22 protein-coding genes and 1 pseudogene are annotated in these 23,225 nt (G+C 64.5%); 11 read left to right on the top strand and 12 right to left on the bottom strand.

Features of this window, described 5'->3' with window-relative positions; genetic code table 11:
• Positions 1 to 151: 151 nt before the first annotated feature.
• Positions 152 to 1,711: a DUF790 family protein gene (locus ACSC1P_RS13975; RefSeq protein ID WP_435360802.1), complete on the bottom strand. Its 1,560-nt coding sequence runs from the start codon at positions 1,709 to 1,711 to the stop codon at positions 152 to 154.
• Between the two features lie 91 nt (positions 1,712 to 1,802).
• Between ACSC1P_RS13975 and ACSC1P_RS13980 the strand changes: the two genes are divergently transcribed.
• The gene (locus tag ACSC1P_RS13980) at positions 1,803 to 2,195 is read left to right on the top strand and encodes a hypothetical protein (protein WP_435360803.1); all 393 of its coding nucleotides are present in this window, start codon (positions 1,803 to 1,805) and stop codon (positions 2,193 to 2,195) included.
• Between the two features lie 7 nt (positions 2,196 to 2,202).
• On the opposite strand, the gene ACSC1P_RS13985 is transcribed toward ACSC1P_RS13980, so the two are convergent.
• A complete protein-coding gene (locus tag ACSC1P_RS13985) occupies positions 2,203 to 3,642 on the bottom strand; it encodes a DEAD/DEAH box helicase family protein (RefSeq protein ID WP_435360804.1) in 1,440 nt (479 codons plus the stop codon).
• A 138-nt stretch (positions 3,643 to 3,780) separates the two neighbouring features.
• On the opposite strand from ACSC1P_RS13985, the gene grpE reads away from it, so the two are divergent.
• From grpE to dnaJ, 3 genes are all read left to right on the top strand, one after another.
• Complete coding sequence (gene grpE, locus ACSC1P_RS13990; RefSeq protein ID WP_435360805.1) at positions 3,781 to 4,830, top strand: nucleotide exchange factor GrpE; 1,050 nt, start codon at positions 3,781 to 3,783, stop codon at positions 4,828 to 4,830.
• Positions 4,831 to 4,955: 125 nt separating this feature from the next.
• Positions 4,956 to 6,827 carry a molecular chaperone DnaK gene (gene dnaK, locus ACSC1P_RS13995; RefSeq protein ID WP_435360806.1) on the top strand — a complete coding sequence of 624 codons (1,872 nt, stop codon included), beginning with the start codon at positions 4,956 to 4,958 and terminating at the stop codon, positions 6,825 to 6,827.
• 147 nt (positions 6,828 to 6,974) lie between these two features.
• Positions 6,975 to 8,141, top strand: coding sequence for a molecular chaperone DnaJ (gene dnaJ / locus ACSC1P_RS14000; RefSeq protein WP_435360807.1), 1,167 nt, complete (start codon positions 6,975 to 6,977; stop codon positions 8,139 to 8,141).
• A gap of 1 nt (position 8,142) precedes the next feature.
• Here the strand turns inward: dnaJ and ACSC1P_RS14005 are convergent, their stop codons facing one another.
• Complete coding sequence (locus ACSC1P_RS14005; RefSeq protein ID WP_435360808.1) at positions 8,143 to 8,775, bottom strand: PH domain-containing protein; 633 nt, start codon at positions 8,773 to 8,775, stop codon at positions 8,143 to 8,145.
• Between the two features lies 1 nt (position 8,776).
• Positions 8,777 to 9,574: a hypothetical protein gene (locus tag ACSC1P_RS14010; protein WP_435360809.1), complete on the bottom strand. Its 798-nt coding sequence runs from the start codon at positions 9,572 to 9,574 to the stop codon at positions 8,777 to 8,779.
• A 126-nt stretch (positions 9,575 to 9,700) separates the two neighbouring features.
• Between ACSC1P_RS14010 and ACSC1P_RS14015 the strand changes: the two genes are divergently transcribed.
• Together ACSC1P_RS14015 and ACSC1P_RS14020 are read left to right on the top strand one after the other, a co-directional pair.
• The gene (locus tag ACSC1P_RS14015) at positions 9,701 to 10,111 is read left to right on the top strand and encodes a GerW family sporulation protein (protein WP_435360810.1); all 411 of its coding nucleotides are present in this window, start codon (positions 9,701 to 9,703) and stop codon (positions 10,109 to 10,111) included.
• 46 nt (positions 10,112 to 10,157) lie between these two features.
• The gene (locus tag ACSC1P_RS14020) at positions 10,158 to 10,898 is read left to right on the top strand and encodes an AMP-binding protein (RefSeq protein WP_435360811.1); all 741 of its coding nucleotides are present in this window, start codon (positions 10,158 to 10,160) and stop codon (positions 10,896 to 10,898) included.
• A 17-nt stretch (positions 10,899 to 10,915) separates the two neighbouring features.
• Here ACSC1P_RS14020 and ACSC1P_RS14025 read toward each other — a convergent pair.
• The 3 genes and pseudogenes from ACSC1P_RS14025 to ACSC1P_RS14035 all read right to left on the bottom strand — a co-directional run.
• Positions 10,916 to 11,584: pseudogene (locus ACSC1P_RS14025) on the bottom strand (TIGR00366 family protein); the annotation flags it as partial.
• Positions 11,585 to 11,596: 12 nt separating this feature from the next.
• The gene (locus ACSC1P_RS14030) at positions 11,597 to 12,775 is read right to left on the bottom strand and encodes a sensor histidine kinase (RefSeq protein WP_435360812.1); all 1,179 of its coding nucleotides are present in this window, start codon (positions 12,773 to 12,775) and stop codon (positions 11,597 to 11,599) included.
• Between the two features lie 96 nt (positions 12,776 to 12,871).
• On the bottom strand, positions 12,872 to 14,878 hold the full coding sequence (locus ACSC1P_RS14035) for an AMP-binding protein (RefSeq protein ID WP_435360813.1): 2,007 nt from the start codon (positions 14,876 to 14,878) through the stop codon (positions 12,872 to 12,874).
• 110 nt (positions 14,879 to 14,988) lie between these two features.
• Here ACSC1P_RS14035 and ACSC1P_RS14040 point away from each other — a divergent pair, with 110 nt between their 5' ends.
• Complete coding sequence (locus ACSC1P_RS14040; protein WP_435360814.1) at positions 14,989 to 16,194, top strand: dienelactone hydrolase family protein; 1,206 nt, start codon at positions 14,989 to 14,991, stop codon at positions 16,192 to 16,194.
• A gap of 81 nt (positions 16,195 to 16,275) precedes the next feature.
• Positions 16,276 to 16,893, top strand: a complete 618-nt coding sequence (locus ACSC1P_RS14045) for a GNAT family N-acetyltransferase (protein WP_435360815.1) — start codon at positions 16,276 to 16,278, stop codon at positions 16,891 to 16,893.
• A gap of 44 nt (positions 16,894 to 16,937) precedes the next feature.
• Here the strand turns inward: ACSC1P_RS14045 and ACSC1P_RS14050 are convergent, their stop codons facing one another.
• Positions 16,938 to 17,246 carry a DUF8142 family protein gene (locus ACSC1P_RS14050; protein ID WP_435360816.1) on the bottom strand — a complete coding sequence of 103 codons (309 nt, stop codon included), beginning with the start codon at positions 17,244 to 17,246 and terminating at the stop codon, positions 16,938 to 16,940.
• Positions 17,247 to 17,317: 71 nt separating this feature from the next.
• Here ACSC1P_RS14050 and ACSC1P_RS14055 point away from each other — a divergent pair, with 71 nt between their 5' ends.
• Positions 17,318 to 17,611: a DUF7967 family protein gene (locus ACSC1P_RS14055; protein WP_435360817.1), complete on the top strand. Its 294-nt coding sequence runs from the start codon at positions 17,318 to 17,320 to the stop codon at positions 17,609 to 17,611.
• Positions 17,612 to 17,662: 51 nt separating this feature from the next.
• Positions 17,663 to 19,345 carry an acyl-CoA mutase large subunit family protein gene (locus ACSC1P_RS14060; RefSeq protein WP_435360818.1) on the top strand — a complete coding sequence of 561 codons (1,683 nt, stop codon included), beginning with the start codon at positions 17,663 to 17,665 and terminating at the stop codon, positions 19,343 to 19,345.
• 33 nt (positions 19,346 to 19,378) lie between these two features.
• Here the strand turns inward: ACSC1P_RS14060 and ACSC1P_RS14065 are convergent, their stop codons facing one another.
• Both ACSC1P_RS14065 and ACSC1P_RS14070 read right to left on the bottom strand, forming a co-directional pair.
• Complete coding sequence (locus tag ACSC1P_RS14065) at positions 19,379 to 20,485, bottom strand: aminotransferase class V-fold PLP-dependent enzyme (RefSeq protein WP_435360819.1); 1,107 nt, start codon at positions 20,483 to 20,485, stop codon at positions 19,379 to 19,381.
• Between the two features lie 74 nt (positions 20,486 to 20,559).
• Positions 20,560 to 21,561, bottom strand: coding sequence for a hypothetical protein (locus ACSC1P_RS14070; protein WP_435360820.1), 1,002 nt, complete (start codon positions 21,559 to 21,561; stop codon positions 20,560 to 20,562).
• A gap of 111 nt (positions 21,562 to 21,672) precedes the next feature.
• Between ACSC1P_RS14070 and mce the strand changes: the two genes are divergently transcribed.
• Positions 21,673 to 22,059, top strand: a complete 387-nt coding sequence (gene mce, locus ACSC1P_RS14075; RefSeq protein WP_435360821.1) for a methylmalonyl-CoA epimerase — start codon at positions 21,673 to 21,675, stop codon at positions 22,057 to 22,059.
• Positions 22,060 to 22,073: 14 nt separating this feature from the next.
• Here mce and ACSC1P_RS14080 read toward each other — a convergent pair whose 3' ends face one another.
• Together ACSC1P_RS14080 and ACSC1P_RS14085 are read right to left on the bottom strand one after the other, a co-directional pair.
• A complete protein-coding gene (locus ACSC1P_RS14080; RefSeq protein ID WP_435360822.1) occupies positions 22,074 to 22,589 on the bottom strand; it encodes an NUDIX hydrolase in 516 nt (171 codons plus the stop codon).
• Positions 22,586 to 23,197 carry an NUDIX domain-containing protein gene (locus tag ACSC1P_RS14085; RefSeq protein WP_435360823.1) on the bottom strand — a complete coding sequence of 204 codons (612 nt, stop codon included), beginning with the start codon at positions 23,195 to 23,197 and terminating at the stop codon, positions 22,586 to 22,588. Before ACSC1P_RS14085 ends, ACSC1P_RS14080 begins: the two co-directional genes overlap by 4 nt.
• Positions 23,198 to 23,225 lie beyond the last annotated feature (28 nt).

Consider the following 23,225-nt stretch of genomic DNA (forward strand, 5'->3'; position numbering starts at 1 on the left):
GCTCTGATTCGACTACTCGCGTACGTGCTGCGGTCGTACGGCACGGCGTACGCGAGCCTGTGGACCTCGGTTCCGTACCGAACACGGTGCCGTCTGTCAGCCACTTTTCGTCTGCCACATCGCAGCCAGACCGTCTAGCGACCGCGCTCAGCTACGACTCCTCGACTGCGCGAAGGGTCCCGCCGGCGAGCCCCTCCCACTCGACCCGGTAGCCCAGAACCGAGAGCGTCGTACTCGCGTCACTGAGACCGTACTCGTCGAGGACGGTTTCTGCCTCGTCGAGTGACATCCCTGCAGCGAGGTCTGCCCCGACGGACTCCAGTACTGCTGGCCGAATCAGCGTTCGTCCGAGCAGTTCGTGTTCCGGGAACTGCTTGCCCTCGATAGCTGACTGACTGACGCCGTATCGGCCCGCCAGCGTCTCCAGTGTCACCACGTCGTCGTCCGGGGTGACCTCGTCCGGCAGCGCCGCGGCACTCGCCGCCACGAGGTCGGCCTCGTAGTCACGGAGCACGTCTCGCACGTCCTTGACCCGGATGCGGCCACCGGAGTAGGGAATCGCCCGGTGGTCGAGTGCTTCGATGTCCTCGCCGACGCCGAGCGATTCGTCGACCGCGACGAGCATCTCGACGGCTTCGAGGTCGCGCAGTTGGGCGAGTTTCTTCTCGACGTACTCGGGCGTCCAGAAACCCATCACCTCGAAGTAAATTCGGAAGGCATCGTCAGCGGCCGCGCTGTCTTCGCGCTCGTCGCCCTCAGCACCTCCCGGAGCCCAGTCGAACGCGAAGTCCGGAATCATCACACGGTTCCCGGTCGCGAGCGGTTCTGGCTCACGGACGAGTGACCAGTCGAGGTCCAGCGACTGGAACCGGGTCGCGAAGTTGGCCTCGACGTCGCTGTCGAAGCCCACGTCGGCCACTGGCTCTGTACCGGCGATGCGGACCGGGTCAGTGTCGGAGAGTACCAACTCTCGCTCGGTCCCTCTGTCGTCGATGGTCGCCACGAGTCGCCAGTCGGCCGTCTTGGCGACGGTTCGCAGGAGTCGGGCGAATCGTGTGCCGTACCGCCGTGAGTTCCGGAACAGTCCGTCCGGGCCGGTGACGACGACCTCACGACCGTCCGCTGTCTTGCGAATCTCGTACATGAGCCGCAGTCGTTTGACCGCCGAGACGAGTGCCTTCGGGTCCTTGCTCCGGACACGAACCTCGGTCGCGTCGAACAGAGCCGTCTGGGCCAGCGACAGGTTGTAGCGAGTGACGAGGTCGGTCGGCGACCACGGACAGTCCACGTCGGTGACGACCTGGCGGTCGTCGAGGTCGGCGTACAGCGACGCCGCTACCTCTTCAGCTTCCACGCCGAGGCTGTCGCCCGCGGCCGCGAGCGCTGCGTCTCGGTCCGCTTGAGTGACGACGCCGACGGATTCGGCTGCGGTGAATGCGGCGCGGCGGGCGCGCTCTGGGGGCAGCGGCGCACGAGTCTCGATAGTCGCCTCGCGCTCGACCAGTTTGGCGAAGCCGCGGACGAGTTTGAAGTCACCCGCGTCGCCTTCGAGGGCGGTCAGCCCGTCCTGCAGGTCGCCCCACGTCTCCCCGACGTGACCCTGAAAGACGCCGAGGACCCGGGCTGCGAGACGTTCGTCGGTCTCGTCGGCGAACTGCGGCTGGTAGCCGCCGCCGGCCCGGGACACCCGAAGGAGGTCCTTCGTGAGCATACGCCGTCTCCGCGGCCCAGCGGAAAAAGGGTATCACTCGGCCGGGAGCGAGTCACAAAAGTTTCGTACCGGCATATCGAAGCCGCGAAGCATGCGTCGTCGTGCCTTCGGTCGCTCGCTCGCCGCCGGACTCGCGCTGTTCGCCGGCTGTGCAGGCTACCCGCCGCTCGACCAGCCCGGCGCGAAGCGAGAACCACCCGGGACCGGTGGGTACGGACAGCCGACGGAGGACAAGTCCATGGGAACCGGGGCGTTCTCCCTCACGTTCGAGATTCCACCGGGCGAAGACGAGTTCGTCGTCGTCGTTACGGTCGAGAACACCGGTGCCGACCGGGCCAGTTCGACGCTCGTCGTCTCGTGGAAAGGGCCAGACGAGGAGCGAGAGGAGACGCAACTGGTCGACTTGGCCGGCGGCGAGACAGCAGACTACGAGTTCACATTCCCCGAAGACGGCGACCTCTCGTTCGACTGGCGGGAGGCGTAGCCGCGCCTTACCCGCGCCGCCGGTTCGCGACTCGTGTCTCGGCGGTCTCCTCACTCACGATTTCGTACAGTAGCGCGCGCCCACCGTCAGCCTTCGGTCGTAGGATTCTGCCGAGGCGCTGCGTGAACTCGCGTTCACTGCCCGTCCCGGAGAGGATGACCGCGACGTTGGCGTCGGGAACGTCGACACCCTCGTCGAGGACGTTCGAGGTCACGACCCGGGAGTACCGCCCGTCGCGAAACCGCTCCAGAATCTCACGTCGTTCTGCCGTCCCGGTGTGGTGGGTAATCGCCGGTATCAGAAATCGCTCGGAGATGTCGTAGGCGAGCGCGTTGTGTGCCGTGAAGCAGATGACGCGGTCGTCACGATGGCGTTCGAGGACGTCTTCGAGGGCGTGGATTTTCGCCTCGCTTCCCATCATGATGCGTTTCGCTTCTTGTTTGGCGAGTAGCGCTGCTCTCGCTCGTGGGTCGGTCCCGGAGCGTTTCACGAGTTCCTGATAGTCGCTGCCGGAGCGCAACTGGATGTTGCTGCTGGCGAGATAGTCGGTGAACACGCCCTGCTTTCGCTCGTACCGTTCGCGTTCGTCGGGAGTGAGCGGGACCGTTCGTCGCTTCACGTCGTAGTTGGCGAGGTGGTCGCCCGCGAGGTCGTCGACGGCGAGTCGGTAGCACAGCGGACCGACGAGTTCTTCGATAGTCTCGTGTGCGCCATCCGGTCGTTCGAAGGTCGCGGTGAGACCGAGCCTTGCCGGTGCTGCGAGAAGGCGCGCGGCGTCTCGAAATCCTTCGCCACCGAGGTGGTGCACCTCGTCGAAGACCACCAGTCCGAATCGGTCACCGAGGTCCTCGGCGCGGAGGTACGCAGAGTCGTAGGTGGAGACCGTGATGGCTTCGACGCGCTGTTCGCCGCCACCGAGTTGCCCGATGGGGCGGTCGAACTCGGCTGCGAGTTCTTCGCACCACTGGTCGACGAGGTCGAGCGTCGGGACGACGACGAGCGTCGGCGTCGCACACTGTTCGATAGCCGCGATGGCGATGACGGTCTTGCCGCTCCCAGTCGGGAGTTCGAGACAGCCACGGCGAGGCAGTCGCGGTGTGTCGGCAGCCTCCGAGGTCGTATCGGCAGCCTCCGAGGGGGTGTCGTCGGCTCCCGATTCCCACGCGTCGAGCGCCGCTTGCTGGTACTCACGGAGTTTGTACGTCGAGTCGAGTCCATCGAGCGTCGGCAGGTCCAGGACCGTATCCTCGTAGGCGATGCCGGCTTCGTCGAGGTGGGCACAGAGGGCGGTGTATCGATGGCCCGGTGCCCGAACGGTCCCACTGCGCGGGTCGGCTTCTACGAAGGAACACGAGAGACTGGTGAGCGTCGTGTCGTCGCCGTCGACGCGAGTCCCATCGCTGTCGACGCGAATCGTCCCGTTCTCGTATGCGAGGGTGACCGTCACTGGCTGGTGGTATCCGGTCGTGTGCCATAAGCAGTGCGGGCCGAGGTTTCCGGGAGAGTAGATTCGACATCGAAGCCATGCGACTGGTCCCGCCGCGTACCTGAACCCTTTTGGTGACCGGCGGGTTTTGTTCCGCACATGAACGGAGACGAGGATACGGACACGACAGCCTCCATGGCAGAGCCGGAGGCTGCCGAGGCATCTCCAGCCGACGAGTCACCGGATGCGGACGAGCCCGTCACCGAGTCGGAACACGACGCTGACGACGCCGTGGAACCGGACGACACGACGGCCGGGAACGAGTCAGACGCAGCGGACTCGACGGAGTCGGACGATTCGTCCACACCGATGTCGCCCGTGGGTGACGACCTCGTCGACCGAGTGGCGGCGCACGACGAACAGCTCGCCAGTGAAGTACAGTCGCTCATCGAACGAGCGTTCGAACTGAAGGGCGAGAACGAGGAACTGGACGAGCAGGTCGACGACCTCAGCGACCAGGTCGACACCCTTCGGGCCGAACGCGAGAGTCTGAAACAGCGACTGGTCCAGAAACAGGCCGACTTCAAGAACTACAAAGAACGCTCGAAGAAGAAGCAAGCGCAGGTCAAAGAACGGGCGACCGAAGACCTCGTCGAGCGCATCGTCCCGGTCCGGGACAATCTGGTCCGGGCGCTCGACCAGGGCGAGGGTGCGGACATCCGCGACGGCGTGGAGGCGACGCTGCGCGACTTCGACCGTATCCTCGACGACGAGAACGTCGAGGAGGTGTCACCCGAACCGGGGTCGGACGTCGACCCGCAACGACACGAAGTGATGGTCCGAGTCGACAGCGAACAACCCGATGGAGCCATCGTCGACGTGTATCGGCCCGGCTACGAGATGGCCGGGAAGGTCATCCAGACCGCGCAAGTGACCGTCAGCAACGGGGCTGACTACGACCCCTCGTCGGACGCGGTCGCCCTCGGTGGCGAAGTCGACGAGAGTGACGAAGGTGCAGACGATGCCACGGAAGCGTCTTCGGCGGCCGACGAGGATGCCGAGGCAGACGCAGCCGAGTCCGAAGCGCAGCCCGGGACAGCGGCGGACCAGGCGGACGCTGGAGCAGAAGGCGACGACGGCGCGGGGGAAGACGGCGAGGCCGAAGCGAGCGACGGCGAAGTGAGTGACGCACTCGACGAAGAAGAGTAAACCCAAACCGTTCTAACGCGAAAATTACTCTCTCGACGGTGCGTTCGGCCTGTTAGTGGCTTTAATTCGTTGGTTGGTAGAGTAAAGCAAGTTTTAAACCGACCAAGGAGGTAGTAGCCCCTAACATGGCGAGCAACAAGATTCTCGGTATCGACCTCGGGACGACGAACTCTGCCTTCGCCGTCATGGAAGGTGGGGACCCCGAAATCATCGTAAACAGCGAGGGGAACCGCACGACGCCCTCGGTCGTGGCGTTCACCGAAGACGGTGAGCGTCTCGTCGGGAAACCGGCGAAGAACCAGGCCATCCAGAACCCCGAGCGAACCATCGCGTCGATCAAGCGCCACATCGGCGACGGCGACTACACGGTCGACATCGACGGGGAAGACTACACACCCGAGCAAATCTCGGCGATGATCCTCCAGAAGATCAAGCGAGACGCCGAGGAGTACCTCGGTGAGGACGTCGAGAAGGCCGTCATCACGGTGCCCGCGTACTTCAGCGACAGCCAGCGTCAGGCGACGAAGGACGCCGGCGAAATCGCTGGCTTCGACGTCGAGCGCATCATCAACGAGCCGACCGCTGCCGCCATGGCGTACGGCCTCGAAGACGACTCTGACCAGACTATCCTCGTGTACGACCTCGGTGGTGGGACGTTCGACGTTTCCATCCTCGACCTCGGCGGGGGCGTGTACGAGGTCGTCGCCACGAACGGAGACAACGACCTCGGTGGGGACGACTGGGACGGCGCAATCATCGACTGGCTCGCCGACGAGTTCGAGGAGGACCACGGCATCGACCTCCGCGAGGACCGCCAGGCCCTCCAGCGTCTCAAGGACGCCGCAGAGGAGGCCAAAATCGAGCTCTCCTCGCGCAAGGAGACCGAAATCAACCTCCCGTTCATCACCGCGACGGACGACGGTCCCATCCACTTGGAGAAGAGCCTGACCCGCGCGAAGTTCGAGAGTCTCTCGCAGGACCTCATCGACCGCACCGTCGAGCCGACCCAGACCTCCCTCGACGACGCGGGCTACGACACGGACGACATCGACGAGGTGCTGCTCGTCGGTGGCTCCACCCGCATGCCGCAGGTCCACGAGAAGGTCACCGAAATCCTCGGCTCCGAGCCGAAGAAGAACGTCAATCCGGACGAAGCCGTCGCACTCGGTGCGGCGATTCAGGGTGGCGTGCTCGGCGGCGAAGTCGACGACATCGTCCTCCTCGACGTGACGCCGCTCTCGCTCGGTATCGAGGTCAAGGGTGGCCTCTTCGAGCGCCTCATCGAGAAGAACACGACCATCCCGACCGAGGAGTCGAAGATCTTCACCACGGCCGCGGACAACCAGACCTCCGTGCAGGTCCGCGTCTTCCAGGGTGAACGCGAGATGGCACAGGACAACGAACTGCTCGGCGAGTTCCACCTCACCGGCCTCCCGCCGGCCCCGGCAGGGACGCCCCAGATCGAAGTCACGTTCTCCATCGACGAGAACGGCATCGTGAACGTCTCCGCCGAGGACAAGGGCTCGGGCAACCGCGAGGACATCACCATCGAAGGCGGTGCTGGCCTCTCGGACGCCGAAATCGACCAGATGCAGGCAGAGGCAGAGGAGCACGCCGAGGAAGACCGCGAGCGCCGTGAGCGCATCGAGGCGAAGAACAACGCCGAGGCGACGCTCCAGCGCGCCGAGACGCTCCTCGAAGAGAACGAAGAAGCCGTCGACGACGACCTCCGTGACACCATCGAAGCCGAGATGGAGAACGTCGAGGCCGTCGTCGAAGACTCCGACAGCTCCAAAGCGGACATCGAGGAGGCCACCAAGGCCCTCTCGAAGGAACTGCAGGAGATCGGCAAGCAGATGTACGACCAGCAGGCCGCCGCATCCGACGGTGGCATGGGCGGTGCTGGCGGCATGGGCGGCGGTGCTGCGCCCGGTGGCGACGACGAGGACGGCGACTTCGTCGACGCCGACTTCGAGGATGTCGACGACGAGGAGTGAAACGACCCGTCGTTTGCTCGCTGGGCCGTAGGTCCAGCGGCGTGGACGAGGAAGAAGAGTAAGCTCGCTGCGGTCCGCGTCGGTCGCCGACGCTGACGACGAACCCGTTCTTTTCAAGTGTCCCAACGAACTATCGGGCAGTAACGAATGACCGAGGACTTCTACGACGTACTCGGCGTGAGCAGGGACGCGTCCGAGGACGACATCAAACAGGCCTACCGCAAGAAGGCAGCGGAGTATCACCCAGACGTCTCCGACGCGGAAGACGCCGAGGAGAAGTTCAAACAGGTGAAGAAGGCCAAAGAGGTCCTCACGGACGAGGAAAAACGGCAGGCGTACGAGCGCCTCGGCCACGACCGTTTCACCGAAGCTGAAAAGCGCGGCGGCTTCGACCAGGGGGCCGGCGGCATGGGCGGTGCCGGAGGCTTCGGTGGCGGCGGGATGGGCGGCGGCGGGATGGGTGGCATCAACGACATCTTCGAGCAGTTCTTCGGCGGTGGCGGACAGGGTCGCGGTCAGCGAGACCGTGGCCCCCAGCCGGGCCGGGACCTGCGAACACGCGTCGGCCTCGACCTCGACGACGTGTACGAGGGCGTCGAGAAGCAGGTGACGATTACGCGTCCGGAACACTGTGAGACCTGTGAAGGCCACGGTCATCCGCCCGATGCCGACTCGGAGACGTGTTCAGAATGTAACGGGCAGGGCCGGGTGACCCGCGTCCAGCAGACGCCGCTCGGTCGGGTCCAGCAGACCCAGACCTGTCGCCAGTGTGGGGGCGAGGGTGAACTGTACGACGAGACCTGTGACGACTGTCGCGGCGAGGGTATCGTGCAGGAGGAGACGACGCTCACCGTCGAGATTCCGGCCGGTGTCCAGGACGGCCAGCAAGTTCGCCTCGGCGGTGAAGGCGCGCCGGGTGACCCGGGCGCACCGAAAGGTGACCTGCTCATCGAAGTCCGCGTCCGCGACCACGAGAAGTTCGAGCGCGACGGTGACAACCTCATCTATCGACTGCCCATCTCGTTCCCGCAGGCGGTGTTCGGCGACACCATCGAGTTAGAGACGCTCGGTGGGACGGTCGAACTGGACATCGACGCGGGCACCCAGAGCGGTGAGACGCTGCGTCTCCGCGGCAAAGGCATGCCGCGACTGCGCCGGAGCGGCTACGGCGACCTCTACGTACAAGTACAGGTCGTGACGCCGGACGACCTGAACGAAGAACAGCGCGAGGCACTAGAGGCGTTCGCCGAGGCTGGTGGCGAAGAGGTCGAGGTCAAGCAGGGCTTCTGGAAGAAACTGAAGAACTCGTTCTGAATCAGTTCGGGTTCGCGTCCGCTTCTGCTGCTTCTCCGCGGGGCGCGTCAGACTCCTGTTCGCTGTTCGTACCAGCAGTCGTCGATTTCGAGACCGGCGTCCGGTCTGGCTCGTCGTCGAGGAGTTCGAGGACGGTCGCGCGAAGTTCGTGCGGCTGGTCGGTGTTGTCGAAGTCGATGTAGCCGATGCTGCGGTTGGTCCCGGCGGCGAGGAAGGAGACCGTCCCGAAGCCGAGCATCGCTTGCAGGCGGCCACGGCGGAGTTCGACGCCACGAATCTTCGACAGCGGCAGTTCGCGGGACTGTTCACTGTAGAACAGTTCGTACTCTCGGCGGACCGAGTCGGTCGTGACGTGGTACTCAGTCCGCTGAAGGACCAGATACGCGACCGTGAGTCGCACGAGTCCAGCCACGGTCAGCAACAGCACGACCCAGCCGGCGATTTCGCCGTAGCCCTGTTCGCCGAGGGCACCCGGATTCGTGAGGAAGTAGACGCCGAGGCCGAGGCCGACTACTGCCAGGACACCCATGTAGATGGTGACCAGTTTCGTCGATGGCGTCGTCGTTCTGAGTATCTCCGAGCCGAGTCCGTGTTCCCGCGTCGATTCGTCCGCCGACTGCGTGTTTCCTGACATTTTAAATCATTCCGTTGATGTTCGCGAAGATGATGCCGACCACGTAGATGGCCGGTGCCGCGCCGACCGCGGCGATGACCAGCAACGCGCCACTGCGCGTGGTCTCGTGGTTGAGCCGTGCTCCGAGGTACAGCGAGTAGAGGTAGTACAACAGCGAGATGACCAGCCCAGCGATGGCGAGTTTCCCCTCCTGCGTCAGGTTCGCCATGACGACTGGTTCCGGCCGACCGCTCGGCAGGGCCAGCCCGGAGCCGGTCGCGTCGATGAAGAAGTAGAAGAAAGACTTCTGGACGTTGATGACTATCTCGTCGGCGACTTCGATGGCCGGACTGGTCGAGAGGTACATGACCAGCGTGAAGATAGCCGCGAGGTACGCACTCGTCGTGTAGACGACGGTGTGCAACGTCTGCAAGATGCCCTTCGAGTTCAGCGACAGCGCCATCGCGACGTGGTAGTTCAACAGCGTGATGACCAGCGCGACGGTGATGAACGAACAGTTCTCCAGTAGCGCAGTCAAGAACTGCCACAGTGCGTCGGCGTCGGCGAGTGCTGCGAACACCGACGCCTCGAACCACGCCGGCGCTGGCTGGCTCTTTTGGACGCCGACCCCAGCGAGAGTGAGCGGGATAGCGTACATCAGCAAGTTCAGCACGTACACGACGACGAGGCGATTGACCTCGACGAACGTCCCCACGTTCGTCTGCGTGTACGAACTCGTCCTCGCTCTGACGAACTGTGACGGGTTGAACAGCGCGTTGTACAGTTCTCGACCGATACCCACCGTTATCCGTCGTGTCATCGAATCCTAATCGGACACGTTGTGAAAGACACATAAAGAAGTACTGGCCAATCAGCTGAGTGGGCCTTCGTGGGACGAAATTCAGGGTTCGAGAATCGTTATCTCGTCCGGTGACGTATCACAGATATGAGGTTCTCTGAATCGTTCCAGTCGACCGTCGAACAGCTCCGCGACAGCGCACACGTCAGAACCGTCTACGGTGACCCGGTCGAACGCGATGACCGGACGGTCGTCCCAATCGCGCGCGTCGCCTATGGCTTCGGTGGCGGCGTCGGCGAAGACGACCGAGACGGCGGTGTCGGCGGCGGATTCGGCGGTGGTGTCGTCGCGACGCCGGTCGGTGCGCTCGAAATCGCCGACGGCGAGACGCGGTTCGTCCACTACGACGCGAACCGGAACATCGCCCGGGGGCTGGTCGCGGGGGCAGCCCTCGGCGTGGTCGCCGCTGGCCTCTTCGCGGCACGATTGGTCGCCCACGACGACCAGCAGAACGAGGACGTGGCGGACGAGCCGATTCGCGTCCGCATCGACGGCTGAGACGCGAACCGCGGACATTTTCTCCCGGCAGGGCGAACCGCGGGCCATGGAGACGCTCGCCGACGTGCTCGCCCGGGACAGACGGAGCGACGCCCCCGCCCTGTTCGTCGCCGGGACCGCTGTCCAGCGATACGACTACCGCCGGCTGTTGACGACGGCGTGGAAGGCTGCGAACTTCTTGCACCATCAGGGTGTCCGAGAGGGGTCGACCGTGGCAGTCGTCTCAGAGCGACGTGCACAGCCGGTGTTGGCGTTCCTCGGCGCGTCGTTGCTCGGCGCACGGACGCGATTCGACTGGGCCGATGAAGCGACTGGGACGGTTGCACTCGACGACGCACGAGTCCTCGTCGCCCCACACGACGAACTGGCGTCGTACGCCCTCCCAGCAGGCGCACAGTACGTCGGTTATGGCGACGACTCGACCGACCCGGCACATCACTACTGGGAAGGTGAAGTGTGGAGCGAGAACCCGACGATGCCGCCCGAACCGTGTCTTCCCGACACCGAAATACTGCTCGCAGGTACTCGTGGCTACTCCCACACGGAGTTGCTCCAGTGGGCGGAGACAGCACACGAGTCGCTCTCGTTGGCAGGCGACGAGCAGGTCGCAGTTCGTACGTCACTCGACGACCCACGGACGCTCGGTGCGGGCGTTCTCGCACCCCTGCTCGCCGGGAGCGAGATACTGTTCCCCGACGACGAGACGCAGGGTGACGTGGCAGTCACTCGTGGCGACGACGACTGTCCCGAAAAACGAGTGTTCGAACTCGATTCGGTCGTGCTCTGATTCTTGCGTACCGCTCTCTACATCGGCAACAGTGTGATGCCAACGATGACGATGGTACCCGCACCGACCAGTACCAGCACACAGTAGCCCATGATGTCGCGGACCGACAGGCCCGAGATGGCGAGCAGCGGCAGCGCCCAGAACGGCTGAATCATGTTGGTCCAGGCGTCACCCCACGAGGCGGCCATGGGCACGCGCGCAACGGACGTATCCGACGCTTTGGCGGCCTGCACGAGCGGCTCGCCGACGACTGCCCACTCGCCCCCGCCACTGGGGACGAACATGTTGACGATACCGGCCGTGAGGAATGCGATTGCCGGGAGCGCCCCGTCCGGGGAGACGGCGACCATCCCCTCGGCGATCTGCGTCGCCAGTGAGGTCGACCCTCCAGGCGCGTACGCCATGATGCCCAGGATGCCCAGGATGCCCATGATGCCCGCGTAGAACGGAAACTGGAGGATGATGCCCCAGACGTTCTCGGCGGCTGCTTTCATCACCTCGATGTACACCGCGGGCGTCCCGTGCAGGGTCAGCCCGAGGAACAGGAAGGTGAAGTTCACGATGTTCAGGTCGAGGTTGTTCCACGGCATCGTTCCGTTCTGTACGCCGTTCAGGAAGTATAGTGCGACGGCGACGACTCCGGTGAGTCCGATGAGGTACGCGATGGCTGCTGAGTGTTCGATGCGCTATGGTAGCATTCACCCAGTTCGGAACTCGAACCGTGCGCCGGACAGGTCAGCAGCGTGGGTCACCGGTTCAGTCGATATCGGTGAAGAGAGGAATCCGGACTCACTGACAGGTACTCGTGACTGCGCCGGGTCGGCGACGACGACCTGCCAACCGTGTGCCTCGGCAATTCGCTTGACGATGGCGAGACCGAATCCGGTACCGTCTTTGCTAGTGGTGTAGCCTGCCTCGAACACCTGCGCACGTTCGTCGGCTGGAATCCCGGGCCCGTCGTCGGCGACGTAAAACCCGCCCGTCGCGAGTGGCCCGACTTCGACCGTCGTCTCCGGGCCACCGTGGTCGAGCGCGTTTCGAAAGAGGTTCTCGAACAACGTCTTGAGTCGCGCCGGGTCCGCCCGCAAGGTCCCCACGGGTTTCACGTCGAGCGTGCCGTCGCGGGTGTCGGTCGTCTCCCACGCGTCGCGCGCAGCCTCACTCACGTCGACCAGCGACGGCGTGAGGTCTTCGTCGCCATCTCGGGCGAGCGTGAGCACGTCGTCGATGAGTTCTTCCATGCGGGTGTGTGCCCGTTCGACCGCCTCGAAGCGTTCCTGTTCACCGGTCTCGCGGGCCAGATGCAGGTTGAGTTCGGCCACAGTGAGCGGGTTTCGCAGGTCGTGGCTGACGACGGCGGCGAACTCGTCGAGGCGTTCGTTCACGCGCTTCAGTTCGCGAGCACGTTCGCTCATCCGGTCTTCGTACAGTCCGACGAGGAGCCCACCACCGGCCCCGACGACGATGGCGATGAGGACGTGGAGCAACACGTCTCGAACGAGGACTGTCCCGCCGAGGTCGAGGGTGTACTCGAGGAACGTCACGACCGCGTCTGGACCGAGGACCGACGAGACGAACAGGAGGACGAACGAGACGAGTCCGACCCCGGTGACGGCCGCGCCGAGAACCGTCCGGTCGGTGAGTCGCCAGACGCGGTTCGGGTCGATGGCGGCGTGGCCGACCCGGTACCCGACCAGTGCGACCCAGCAGGCGACGCTCAGCGGAACGAGTGTCACGAGCCCGTCGTACAGCGGGGCGTCGTGGTTGGCAGCGTAGTACGACAGTGAGAGGGCGATCGCCGCGAGTCCAGTGAGTGTGAGTGACCAGCGCTTCGCTCGCGCGACCACCGGCAGTCGTACCGGGGACAGTCCAGTCACACACAGAGTACGCGTCGCCATCGGTTAAGCACGAGTGTCACGTGACTGGGCAGAAGCGAGTGCCAACGGAATTCGGGACGCCTTAGGAGGGTCGTGTTACCGGGCGTCGTCGAGGTCGTCGAGCGCGCCGGGGTTCTCGATACTCGACATGTCGCCGAGGTCTTCGCCAGTGTACGTCGCCTGAATGGCACGTCGGATGATCTTCCCGGACTGCGTCTTCGGGAACGCGTCGACGAACAGAATCTCGCGCGGGCGGAACGGTTTGCCCAACTCGTCGCCGACCTGCTCGCGCAGTTCGTCCTTGAGGTCGTCGGTCTCCTCGGTGCCGTCTTCGAGGATGACGTAGGCGACGACGGCCGTGCCGGTCGTGTCGTCCGGTGCGCCGACCGCCGCGGCCTGATTGACCGACGGGTGGTCGATGAGTGCACCTTCGACCTCGGCAGGACCGACCTTCCGACCGGCCACGTTGAGCGCGTCGTCGGCGCGGCCGTGGAGGAACCAGAAGCCGTCTTCGTCCATCTGCGCCCAGTCGCCGTGGTCCCACATCGGCGGGTCCTCGAACGACGACCAGTACTCTTCGAGGTAGCGTTCGTCGCCCGACCAGAGCGACTTCGTCATGCTCGGACAGGAGTCGCGGGCGACGAGGAAGCCGCGCTCGTGGGTGTCCTTGATGGATTCTCCCGAGGAGTCGACGATGTCGATGTCCATGCCGAGGCCCGGGCCACCGAGCGTGCAGGGCTTGAGCGAGTCGATGGGCATGGGCATGAGGAAGCAGCCGCAAATCTCGGTCCCGCCGGAGATGTTGATGATGGGCGCCTCGCCGCCGCCGACGTTGTCGAGGAACCACTGCCACGACTCGGGGTCCCACGGTTCGCCAGTGGACCCGAGGATTCTGAGGCTCGAAAGGTCGTGACCCTCCAGCCACTCGTCGCCGTGCTTTCGCAGCGCGCGGATGGCCGTCGGCGAGATGCCAAACTGGGTCAGCTTGTGGCGGTCGACCATCTCCCAGAACCGGTCGGGTTCGGGGTGGTCCGGCGCACCCTCGTACATGAACATCGTGTTGCCGAACGTGTGGTTGCCGATGAGCGTCCACGGCCCCATCATCCAGCCGATGTCGGAGACCCAGAAGAACCGGTCGGCTGGCTTGAGGTCGAAGCCGAAGTAGAGTTCTTTCGCACATTGCAGCTGGACACCGGCGTGGGTGTGGACGATGCCTTTCGGCTTGCCGGTCGTCCCGGAGGAGTACAGCAGCATGGACTCCTGACTCGAATCGAGCGACTTCGTGTCGTAGTAGTCGTCCTGCGTCTCGACGGCGTCGGCCCACGTCCGGTCCCGGCCGTCGTCCCAAGACATGTCCTCGCCGGGTTCGTGGCCGAGTCGCTGGAACGTGACGGTGTGTTCGACGTGGCCAGCCTCTTCGATGGCCTCGTCTGCTGCGCCCTTCAGCGTGACTTCGCCGCCGCGGCGGTAGAAGCCGTCACCGGTGAACAGCACGGAGCACTCGGAATCCGAGATGCGCGTCGCCGTCGCGTCGACACCGAAGCCGGAGAAGATAGGCACCGCGATAGCACCGACTTTGAAACAGCCGTAGAGGATGGAGACGACTTCGGGGACCATCGGCATGTACAGGCCGACGGTGTCGCCCGTCTCGATACCGACCGATTCGAGGTAGTTCGCCACCATGTTCGCCTGCCGGTACATGTCGTGGTACGTGACCTCGCGCACGTCACCGGGTTCGCCCTCCCAGATGCAGGCTACCGAGTTGCGCTTCGGTTCGTCGAGTTCGGCCCACCGGTCCAGTGTGTTGTGGGCGATGTTGAGTTCACCACCGGGGTACCAGTCCGTGAACTGCGGGCCCTCGCTGTCGTCTCGGACCGTGTCGTAGTCCTCGTAGAACTCGATGTCGAGGTAGGAAACGAGTTCGTCCCAGAACCAGTCGACACCGCTCTCGTCGACGCCGTCGACTTCGGTCGTCGTTCGCTCGATGAGGTCGTCGTAGTCCGCGATGTCGAACGCCTGCATGAACTCCCAGACGTTCGTGGACTCGATGAACTCCTGTGACGGTTCGAAGGCCACCTCGGACACGTCCTCCAGTGATTCCATGTGCGAGCGAACTCGCGGAGACCACAAAAATTGCCCTCATTTTTCGGGCGGGTTCGCCCACGTCGACTTCGACCGTCGCCCTTACCCCCGCCCGCGGGCAATCCCCGCCCATGCCCGAACTCTCGCTCCCGACCGAGACGACAGTCGGCGACCCGCTTCCAGTCCGCCTGACGGACGGTCCCGTCATGGAGGACGTGTCTGTCCGATTCACGGTGACCGACGACGCCGACCGCGAACTCGAAGCGACCGCCGTCTACTCCACGACGACCGATGGCGAACTGGACACGACGAAAGCGACGCTCCGTCGCGGCGGCGACCTCGGCGGCCCGATGCCGCTCGCTGAACTCCGCCCCGAGGACGAGTACCTGTTCCCGTACGCCATCTTCGACGAGTCTGGCCAGGTCTCTATCGCCGTCTCCGCGAAGGTCGACGGCGAACTGCTCCACGGGGAGACTATTCGGACGCTGGTCTCGCCCGACCTGCAGACCGAGACTGTTGCGGCCGACGACGAACCGGTCGCTGGTGGAACGCTATTCCACCCACCGGGTGACGACGCCTCGCCGGCCGTCGTGTTCCTCGCAGACCCGGAGACGGAGATGGCGGACCGACTGCCCGAGCGACTAGCCAGTTCGGGCGTCGCTGTGTTCGTGCCCGACTACGACACCGCGCGAGTCGAAGGTGGGGACGAAGACAATGAGTCCATCTCGCTCGACGCCATCGAAGGCGCGTTCGACAGCCTGACCGAGCGAGACGACGTGTCAACACCGCTGTCGCTCGTCGGTGTCGGCCGCGGAACCGAGGCGGCAGCACTGCTCGGTGCGAGTCGTAGCGCAGTCGATACGGTCGTCGCCTACGCGCCGACGGCGTACGCGTTCCCGGTCGCGGGGACAGAACCGGCGACGGCACGGTGGCACCGCGACGGCGAGTCGGTCTCCTGTCTCCCACTTCCGAGTGAGGAATCGGTCGACGACGAAGAGTCGAGTTTCTTCGAACGGACACTCTCGGAAGCCAGCTTAGACGAGATGGACGCTGCCGCGCTCCCGTGGGCAGATGTTCCGGACGTGACCGTCGTCTCCGGTGGCCACGACACGGTCTGGCCCGCGACTGCCTTCTGCGAGCGAATCGGCCTGTGGCGGCGACAGGCCGACCGGGAGACGATTCATCTCGACCATCCCGACGCTGGCCACGGCGTCGGCGCGCCGTACCGGGACTATCGCGAGCGTGTCCCCGGATTCGGTGGGTCCGCGCTCGGCGACACGGAGTTAGCGACCGACGCCTGGCCGGCCATCGTCGACGCAGTTCGGCAGGGCGAGTAACCGACGACTGGGCCCTGTCCAGAGAGATTCCCCGTCGCCGTGGGGACAACGGCTATTGCCTTCGAAGAGCTACCAATTAGCATGTACGTTCGGGATGCCAAAAACAGAGACGAGGTCTGGCTCTTGGACCAGATAGAGGCGATGGGTCTCGACGACTCGGCGTTCCGCTCCCGCGATTACGTCATCGCCGTCGACGAAGAATCCGGTGACAAGGCCGGATTCGGCCGCATCCGCGCCTACACCAGTAGCGACGGCGACCGGAAACAGAGCGGCCGCCGCGAGGGCGAAGAGGACGACGTTTGTGAACTGACGAGCATCGGCGTGCTGGACGACTGGCGCGGGCAGGGTGTCGGCGCACACGTCATCGAGCGACTCGTCGAGTACGCACACGACGAGGGATTCGACGTAGTGTACTCGCTCACCGACGAAGGCGGCTACCTCGTGCAGTTCGGCTTCGAGCGACTACCGGAAGACGACCTCCCGCAGGTACTCAAAGAGCGAATCGTCGAGAAACGCGAAGAGACTGCGCCGGACGCCAAGTCGATGCGACTCGACGTCGATTCGTTCACGATGCCGTCTCGGCTTCGTGAGCGGTTCAAGGGTGCGGCGAGGCAGCGAGACGTTCCCGACGAAATCTCGCCCGACGACTTCGGTATCGACACGGAAAAGGCGACCTACAAGTACGATACGGGAAGCTGAGAAGACGACTGGGACCGTGACCGTGGACTGCCCGAGTGCGTAGGTCAGTCGACGCTCGGCTCTTCTTCGTCGTCGGCGTACTGGTAGTCCTGATGGTCGCTCACGAAGCCGTACTTGAACGCGATCCAACCGAGGAAGCTGATCATCAGTATCGGCGGGAGAATCATGAAGCCCCAGAGCGGGTCGAGTCCCCAGCCGAGGAGGAGGACGACGTCGGCGAGGCCGAGCAGCAAGAACGGGAGGATGTAGATGAACGCCTGCTTGCGCGAGACTTCGTCGTCGTCGTCCGGAATCGGTGCGCCTGCCGGTCCGAGGTCCTCGCCCTCGTCGTCGTCCGGAATCGGCGCGTCCATGTTCGGAACTGGGTCGTGGACTCGCAAAAAGTGTCCGATACCGGTTTGGGTTTCGACCGCGAAACCACGGTATGGTGAAACAACACGAGACCGGAGAGACGAAGCGGATGTGGCTGGTCGAGCGGACGTACTCCGACGACGAACAGAACATCGTCATCCTCGTGTACGCGACCGAAGACGGTCGATTCTACCACCGGCGTGAGCGTGCACTGACCAGTTTCACCGGCGACCATCGTGTGACGCGGGCGGGCCTCGACGTTCCGCTTTCGAACCTCGGGCCGGTCGACGACCCAGCGGAGCGAGACCGCTACGCCGACGAAGCGGGTCGGATGGCGGCTGAGCACACTCCCGACGACGCTGTCTGAGTGGCCGGGGGTTCGAAAACGGTTAAGGCCGGGGTGGCCGTCGGTTTTCGTATGTTCGACGAGGACGACCTCGACGCCATCCGCGACTCGAAAGAGGCGTGGCAAGACGCGTCGGTCGACCCGGTGCTCGACCGATTCGGCGAGCGCAAAGACGAGTTCGAGACCGACACAGGGGGCCAGCAGGTCGACCGGCTGTACACGCCAAACGACGTGGCCGACCTCGACTATCAGGACGACCTCGGCTTCCCGGGGCAGGACCCGTACACCCGCGGCGTCTACTCGACCGGCTACCGCGGCCGGTTGTGGACGATGCGCCAGTACGCCGGCTTCGGGACGCCCGAGGAGACGAACGAGCGCTTTCACTACCTGCTCGACCAGGGCCAGACCGGCCTCTCGATGGCGTTCGACCTACCCACGCAGATGGGCTACGCCTCTGACAACGCGATGTCGGCGGGCGAGGTCGGCAAGTCCGGCGTCGCCATCGACACGCTGGACGACATGGAGACCGTCTTTGACGGCATCCCGCTCGACACAGTCTCTACGTCGATGACCATCAACGCGCCAGCGTCGGTCCTACTGGCGATGTACATCGCTGTCGGGGACGAACAGGGCGTGCCGCGTGAAGAGCTTCGAGGCACCATCCAGAACGACCTGCTCAAGGAGTACATCGCGCGGAACACGTACATCTATCCGCCGGAACCGTCGATGCGCGTCATCACGGACATCTTCGAGTTCTGTGCCGACGAGACCCCGAAGTTCAACACCATCTCGATTTCGGGCTACCACATCCGCGAGGCCGGGTCGACTGCCGCCCAAGAACTCGCGTTCACCCTCGGCGACGGCATCGAGTACGTCGAGGCCGCGCTCGACGCCGGGCTGGAAGTCGACGACTTCGCGCCACAGCTCTCGTTCTTCTTCAACGCCCACAACAACATTCTGGAGGAGGTCGCCAAGTTCCGCGCCGCCCGTCGGATGTGGGCCAAAATAATGGAAGAACGCTTCGACGCCGAGAGCCCGAAATCGAAGCAGCTCAAGTTCCACACTCAGACCGCCGGGTCGACGCTGACGGCCCAACAAATCGAGAACAACGTCGTCCGCGTCGCGTATCAGGCACTCGCGGCCGTCCTCGGCGGCACGCAGAGCCTGCACACGAACGGGAAGGACGAAGCGCTCGCACTCCCGACCGAGCAGTCGGTTCGGACCGCGCTCCGCACCCAGCAAATTCTGGCGCACGAGTCCGGCGCGGCCGACACAATCGACCCGCTCGCCGGGAGCTACTACGTCGAAGCCCTCACCGACGAGTTGGAGGAAGAAGCGTTCGACCTCATCGACACCGTCGACGAGAAGGGCGGCATGCGCAAAGCCGTCGAGAGCCAGTGGGTCCAGCGCCAGATTCAGGACACCGCGTTCGACCGCCAGCAGGAGATCGAGTCGGGCGACCGCGTCATCGTCGGCGTCAACGAGTTCGAAATCGACGAAGAACCGGAGATGGACATTCAGGAGGTCACCGAAGAGGACGAACAGCGCCAGATTCGTCGACTGGAGGACGTGTACGAGGCGCGCGACGACGAAGACGTGGAGGCGAAACTCGACGCGCTACGCGAGGCCTGTGAGGGCGACGACAACGTGATGCCGTACATCGTGGACGCCGTGAAGGCGTACGCGACGGTCGGCGAGGTCTGTGACGTGATGCGCGACGTGTTCGGGGAGTACCACCCCGGCGGCACGGTCTGAGTCGGCTCTCTTTCTGATTCGTTCCGTTTCCCGTCAGATGGCGTCCAGCAACGCGTCCACATCGTCGCGCGTGTTGAACACGTGCAGCGACGCCCGGACGACGTTCTTCGTCGGAATCGAGCGAATCTTCACGCCCTGTTCGGCCGCCTGCTCGACCGTCGCCTCGGGGTCGTCGTCGGAGAAGGCGACCAGTCCGGAGTGATACTCGCGCGGTGAGACGAGTCGGTCGTCGCCCAATTCGTCCTTGAGGAAGTCCGTCAGGTCGGCGATGTGGTCCTCCACGGTGTCGAGTCCGACGTCCTCCATCATCTCGATGGCTTCGCGCAAACCCGCGTAGGGCGCGGGCGCGACCGTCCCGAACTCGAATCGCTTCGCGCCGGCTTCGAACTCGTATGGCTCCGCGTAGGGGTCTTTCAGGTTCCGGTAGCCGAGTTGCACAGGTTTGAGCGTCTCGGCGAAGTCCGATTCGACGAACAAGTAGCCCGCGCCCCACGGCCCGAGCAACCACTTGTGGGCTGACCCGGCCACTGCGTCCGCACCCCACTCGTGTACGTCGAAGGCGTGCTGACCGGTCGACTGGACCGCGTCGACCAACACGCGTGCACCGGCGTCCTGCGCGATGTCGGTGAGTTCGGCCACGTCGGTGCGATAGCCGGTCGTCCAGCAGATAGAGGAGAAGGTGGCGAGCGTCGCATCCGAGACGGCGTCTTTCCACTCGTCGCGGTCGATTCGTCCGGCGTCGGTCTCGACGACGCGAACCTCGACGCCGACTTCCTCGCGGAGGCGACGCCACGGGAGGATACCGGCGGCGTGCTCGTCGTCGGTTCTGACGATTACGTCGTCCTCGTTCCAGTCCATCGAGAGCGCGAATCGGCCGATGCCGTCGGTCGTGCTCGTCGTGAGTGCGATTTCCTCGTCGCGCGCCCCGACGTGGTCCGCGACGACTTCGCGTACGTCGTCGAACAGGTCGAACGCGGGGACGTACATCCCCTCGCCACCGGGCGCGTCGAACTCCTGAAACTCGTACCACGACTCCACGGCGTCGGTGACGCGGCGTGGACTCGGACCGCTCGCGCCGGTGTTCAGGTAGACGGTGCTGTCGAGGGCTGGCACGTCCTCGCGGAGGTCGGCCGGTTGCATGGCAGGAGGGTCGACGGGGAACGGGATAACTCCCCGTCTCGCGGCAGTGAGGATTCAGTGCGTCTCTCGGGCACTCAGTCGGCTGCGTTCCGGGTCGCCCGCGCGACAGTCGTCGTCTCACCCTGTTGCTGGTGCTGCACCGCGACGTGAGTCGGGAAGTCGTACTTGAAGCCGACGGCGGCTTCGTACGGAACGAGACCGACGCACTCGATGCATTCGTCCCCGGTATCAGACGCCGCGACCGTGAGGACGAGTTCGTCGGTCTTGGCGTCGTAGTTCGCGTCCGCGAGTTCGAGGTCGTAACACGGGTCTCCCGTCTGGAACTCGCCGTCGACCGTCACGGTCTCGTCGCCGAATGTAACGCTGGCACTCGACCGCGTTTCCGATGCACACGCTCCGTCACCGTCGGTCAGGTCGGTCGTGGTCACCGTCGGGTCTGGACACTCGACCAGCGTCGTCTGCGTCTTCTGCCGGACTCGGTTCTCGGCATCGATGCCGACGAAAGAGACCGTCTCGTTGCAGTCGAAGTCGCCGTGGTCGTACTGCACACGGTCTTCTGACTCGTCGTCCGTCGACACCGCGAGCGTGTACGTCGATGGTACCAGTATCGACAACTCCATCCACTCGTTCGGTGGGAACGGTATCTTGTATCCCTGGACCGCGGCAGAACCGGTGTCGTCGACGTCGAACGAAATCTTGCGCTCCTCGTCGGCCATGTTCCAGATTCGGACCGTCAGTGGGCGGTTGTTGTCCGGGAAGGCGACCGCACTCCGGTCGCCGAAGTCGAACGTCTTGAACGGGTCGTCGGACGCGGGGTCCCACTCGAAATCGTCTTCGGGTTCGCCATCGTCCTCGGTCGTCCCCGATTCGTCTTCGGGCTGGGTGGTCGTCTCAGTTTCCGAGTCGGGCGACTCGGTCGGCCGGTCGGTCGCCGTCGCGGTGTCGGGTGACTGCTGCGTCGTTCCTGTCGGTGTCCGGGTCGTCCCCGTCGTCGAGTCGCCGCCGCCCGTGTCACCGAGACAGCCCGCCATCGCGCCGAGTCCGGCGACACTGGCGAGGATGGCTCGTCGTTTCATACTTGACCATTAGTCATAGTTCGCTTAACAGTTCGTCAAGCTGAGAGAACTGTTTCACCCTGTCCGCGGCGAGTCTGTACCTTCTTTGCTCGGGCGCTCGTCCGCAGACGTATGCACTTCGACCACGCCGGCATCGCGACCGAGGACGCGGGTGAGATGGCCGCACTGTACACCGACCTGTTCGGCTTCGAACTCGTTCACGAGGAGGAGTTCGACGGGATGCGCGTCGTCTTCCTCGACTGTGGCAACGGCTACTTCGAACTGCTCGAACCGCTTTCGGAAGAGGGGACCATCGCCCGCTATCTGGCGAAGAACGGGAACGGCCTGCACCATCTCGCCGTCGCCACCGACGACATCGACGCCGCGCTCGAAACTGCCCGTGAGCACGATGTTCGGCTCATCGACGAGGAACCACGGACCGGCGCGTGGGGTCACGACGTGGCGTTCATGCATCCAGCAGACACCCACGGTGTCCTGCTGGAGTTCGTCCAGCACTGAAACAGAACCCGTCGCTATTTCTCCAAAACTGCACGAATCATCGGCGCTGCGTGTCGGTTCACGTTCGCCGGAATAGTCTCGAACCACCGGGCCTCGTGGAGTTCTTCTGTCTGCACGTTCAGCGACGGCGGTTCGCCGGGTTCCCCATCCGACACCGTCGCAGCGAACGTCGGCCAACGGCCGGCGACGCGCTCGTTCTCCGAGACGAACGTGAAGTGGTTGACGCCGAGCAACGCGGTGGGTCGCACGTCGAGGCCGACCTCTTCGCGCACCTCCCGGCGAGCGGTCGCTTCGAGCGATTCGTCCACCGGTTCGGCACTCCCGCCGACCGAGTCCCAGCCGTCGGTGTCGGTCTTCACGCGACAGAGCAGCAGGTGGCCGTCGTGTCGGACCACGGCTCGCGCACCCCCGAGTGCGCCGTCCTCGGCGGTCGCTCGAATCTCGTCGAACCGGTCGCCGGAGACCTCGAACGTCTCGTCGTGTCGGTAGTGGTCACCCCAGTCCCGCGCGAAACCGGGGTCCGTCGTCATACGTCCTGCCACCACGCGGCGCACCGCTGAAGCGAGGGGTGCCGTGCGGCTGGTAACTCAGCGAACCACGCCGCGCCGTTCAGTTCACCCGGCTGAATTTCGATGTGCCCGCCCACGTAGGATGCCTCGAAGACGACGTACGCGAGGTGGACTTCGGCCGCACTCTTCGAGTCCTCGACGACCAGGTGATAGACATTCACGCGACTGTCGTCACGAATCTCACACTGGACGTTCGTCTCCTCTTCGACCTCTCGAACCGCCGCTTCTTCGTACGTCTCACCGGTGCCCGGTTCCGCTGGGTCGAACCCTTCGAGGCCGCCGCCGGGCGGCCCCCACTGGTCAGATCCACGACCTTTCGCCAGCAGGCAGTGGTCGTGAACGCCGTGTGCGTCGTCGGGCATCGACTCCGTCAGGTCGTGTTCCTGTTCGGGGCGACGTACCGCGATACAGTACGCTCCGCCGATGTAGCCGTCCTCGGCGTAGTCACGAAGCGACGCGAAATCTTCGAGCGGCTCGTCACGGTCAGGGGTGACCATCACCTCGTCGTACTCGTCTCGGAGGCGGTCGATGCGGCGCTGGACCTCGTCGGCATTGTGTTGGGGCGGCATGGACTCCGTATCGAATCAGCAAGTGAAC

This window comes from Haloarchaeobius caseinilyticus (assembly GCF_051207395.1).
Lineage (GTDB): Archaea > Halobacteriota > Halobacteria > Halobacteriales > Natrialbaceae > Haloarchaeobius.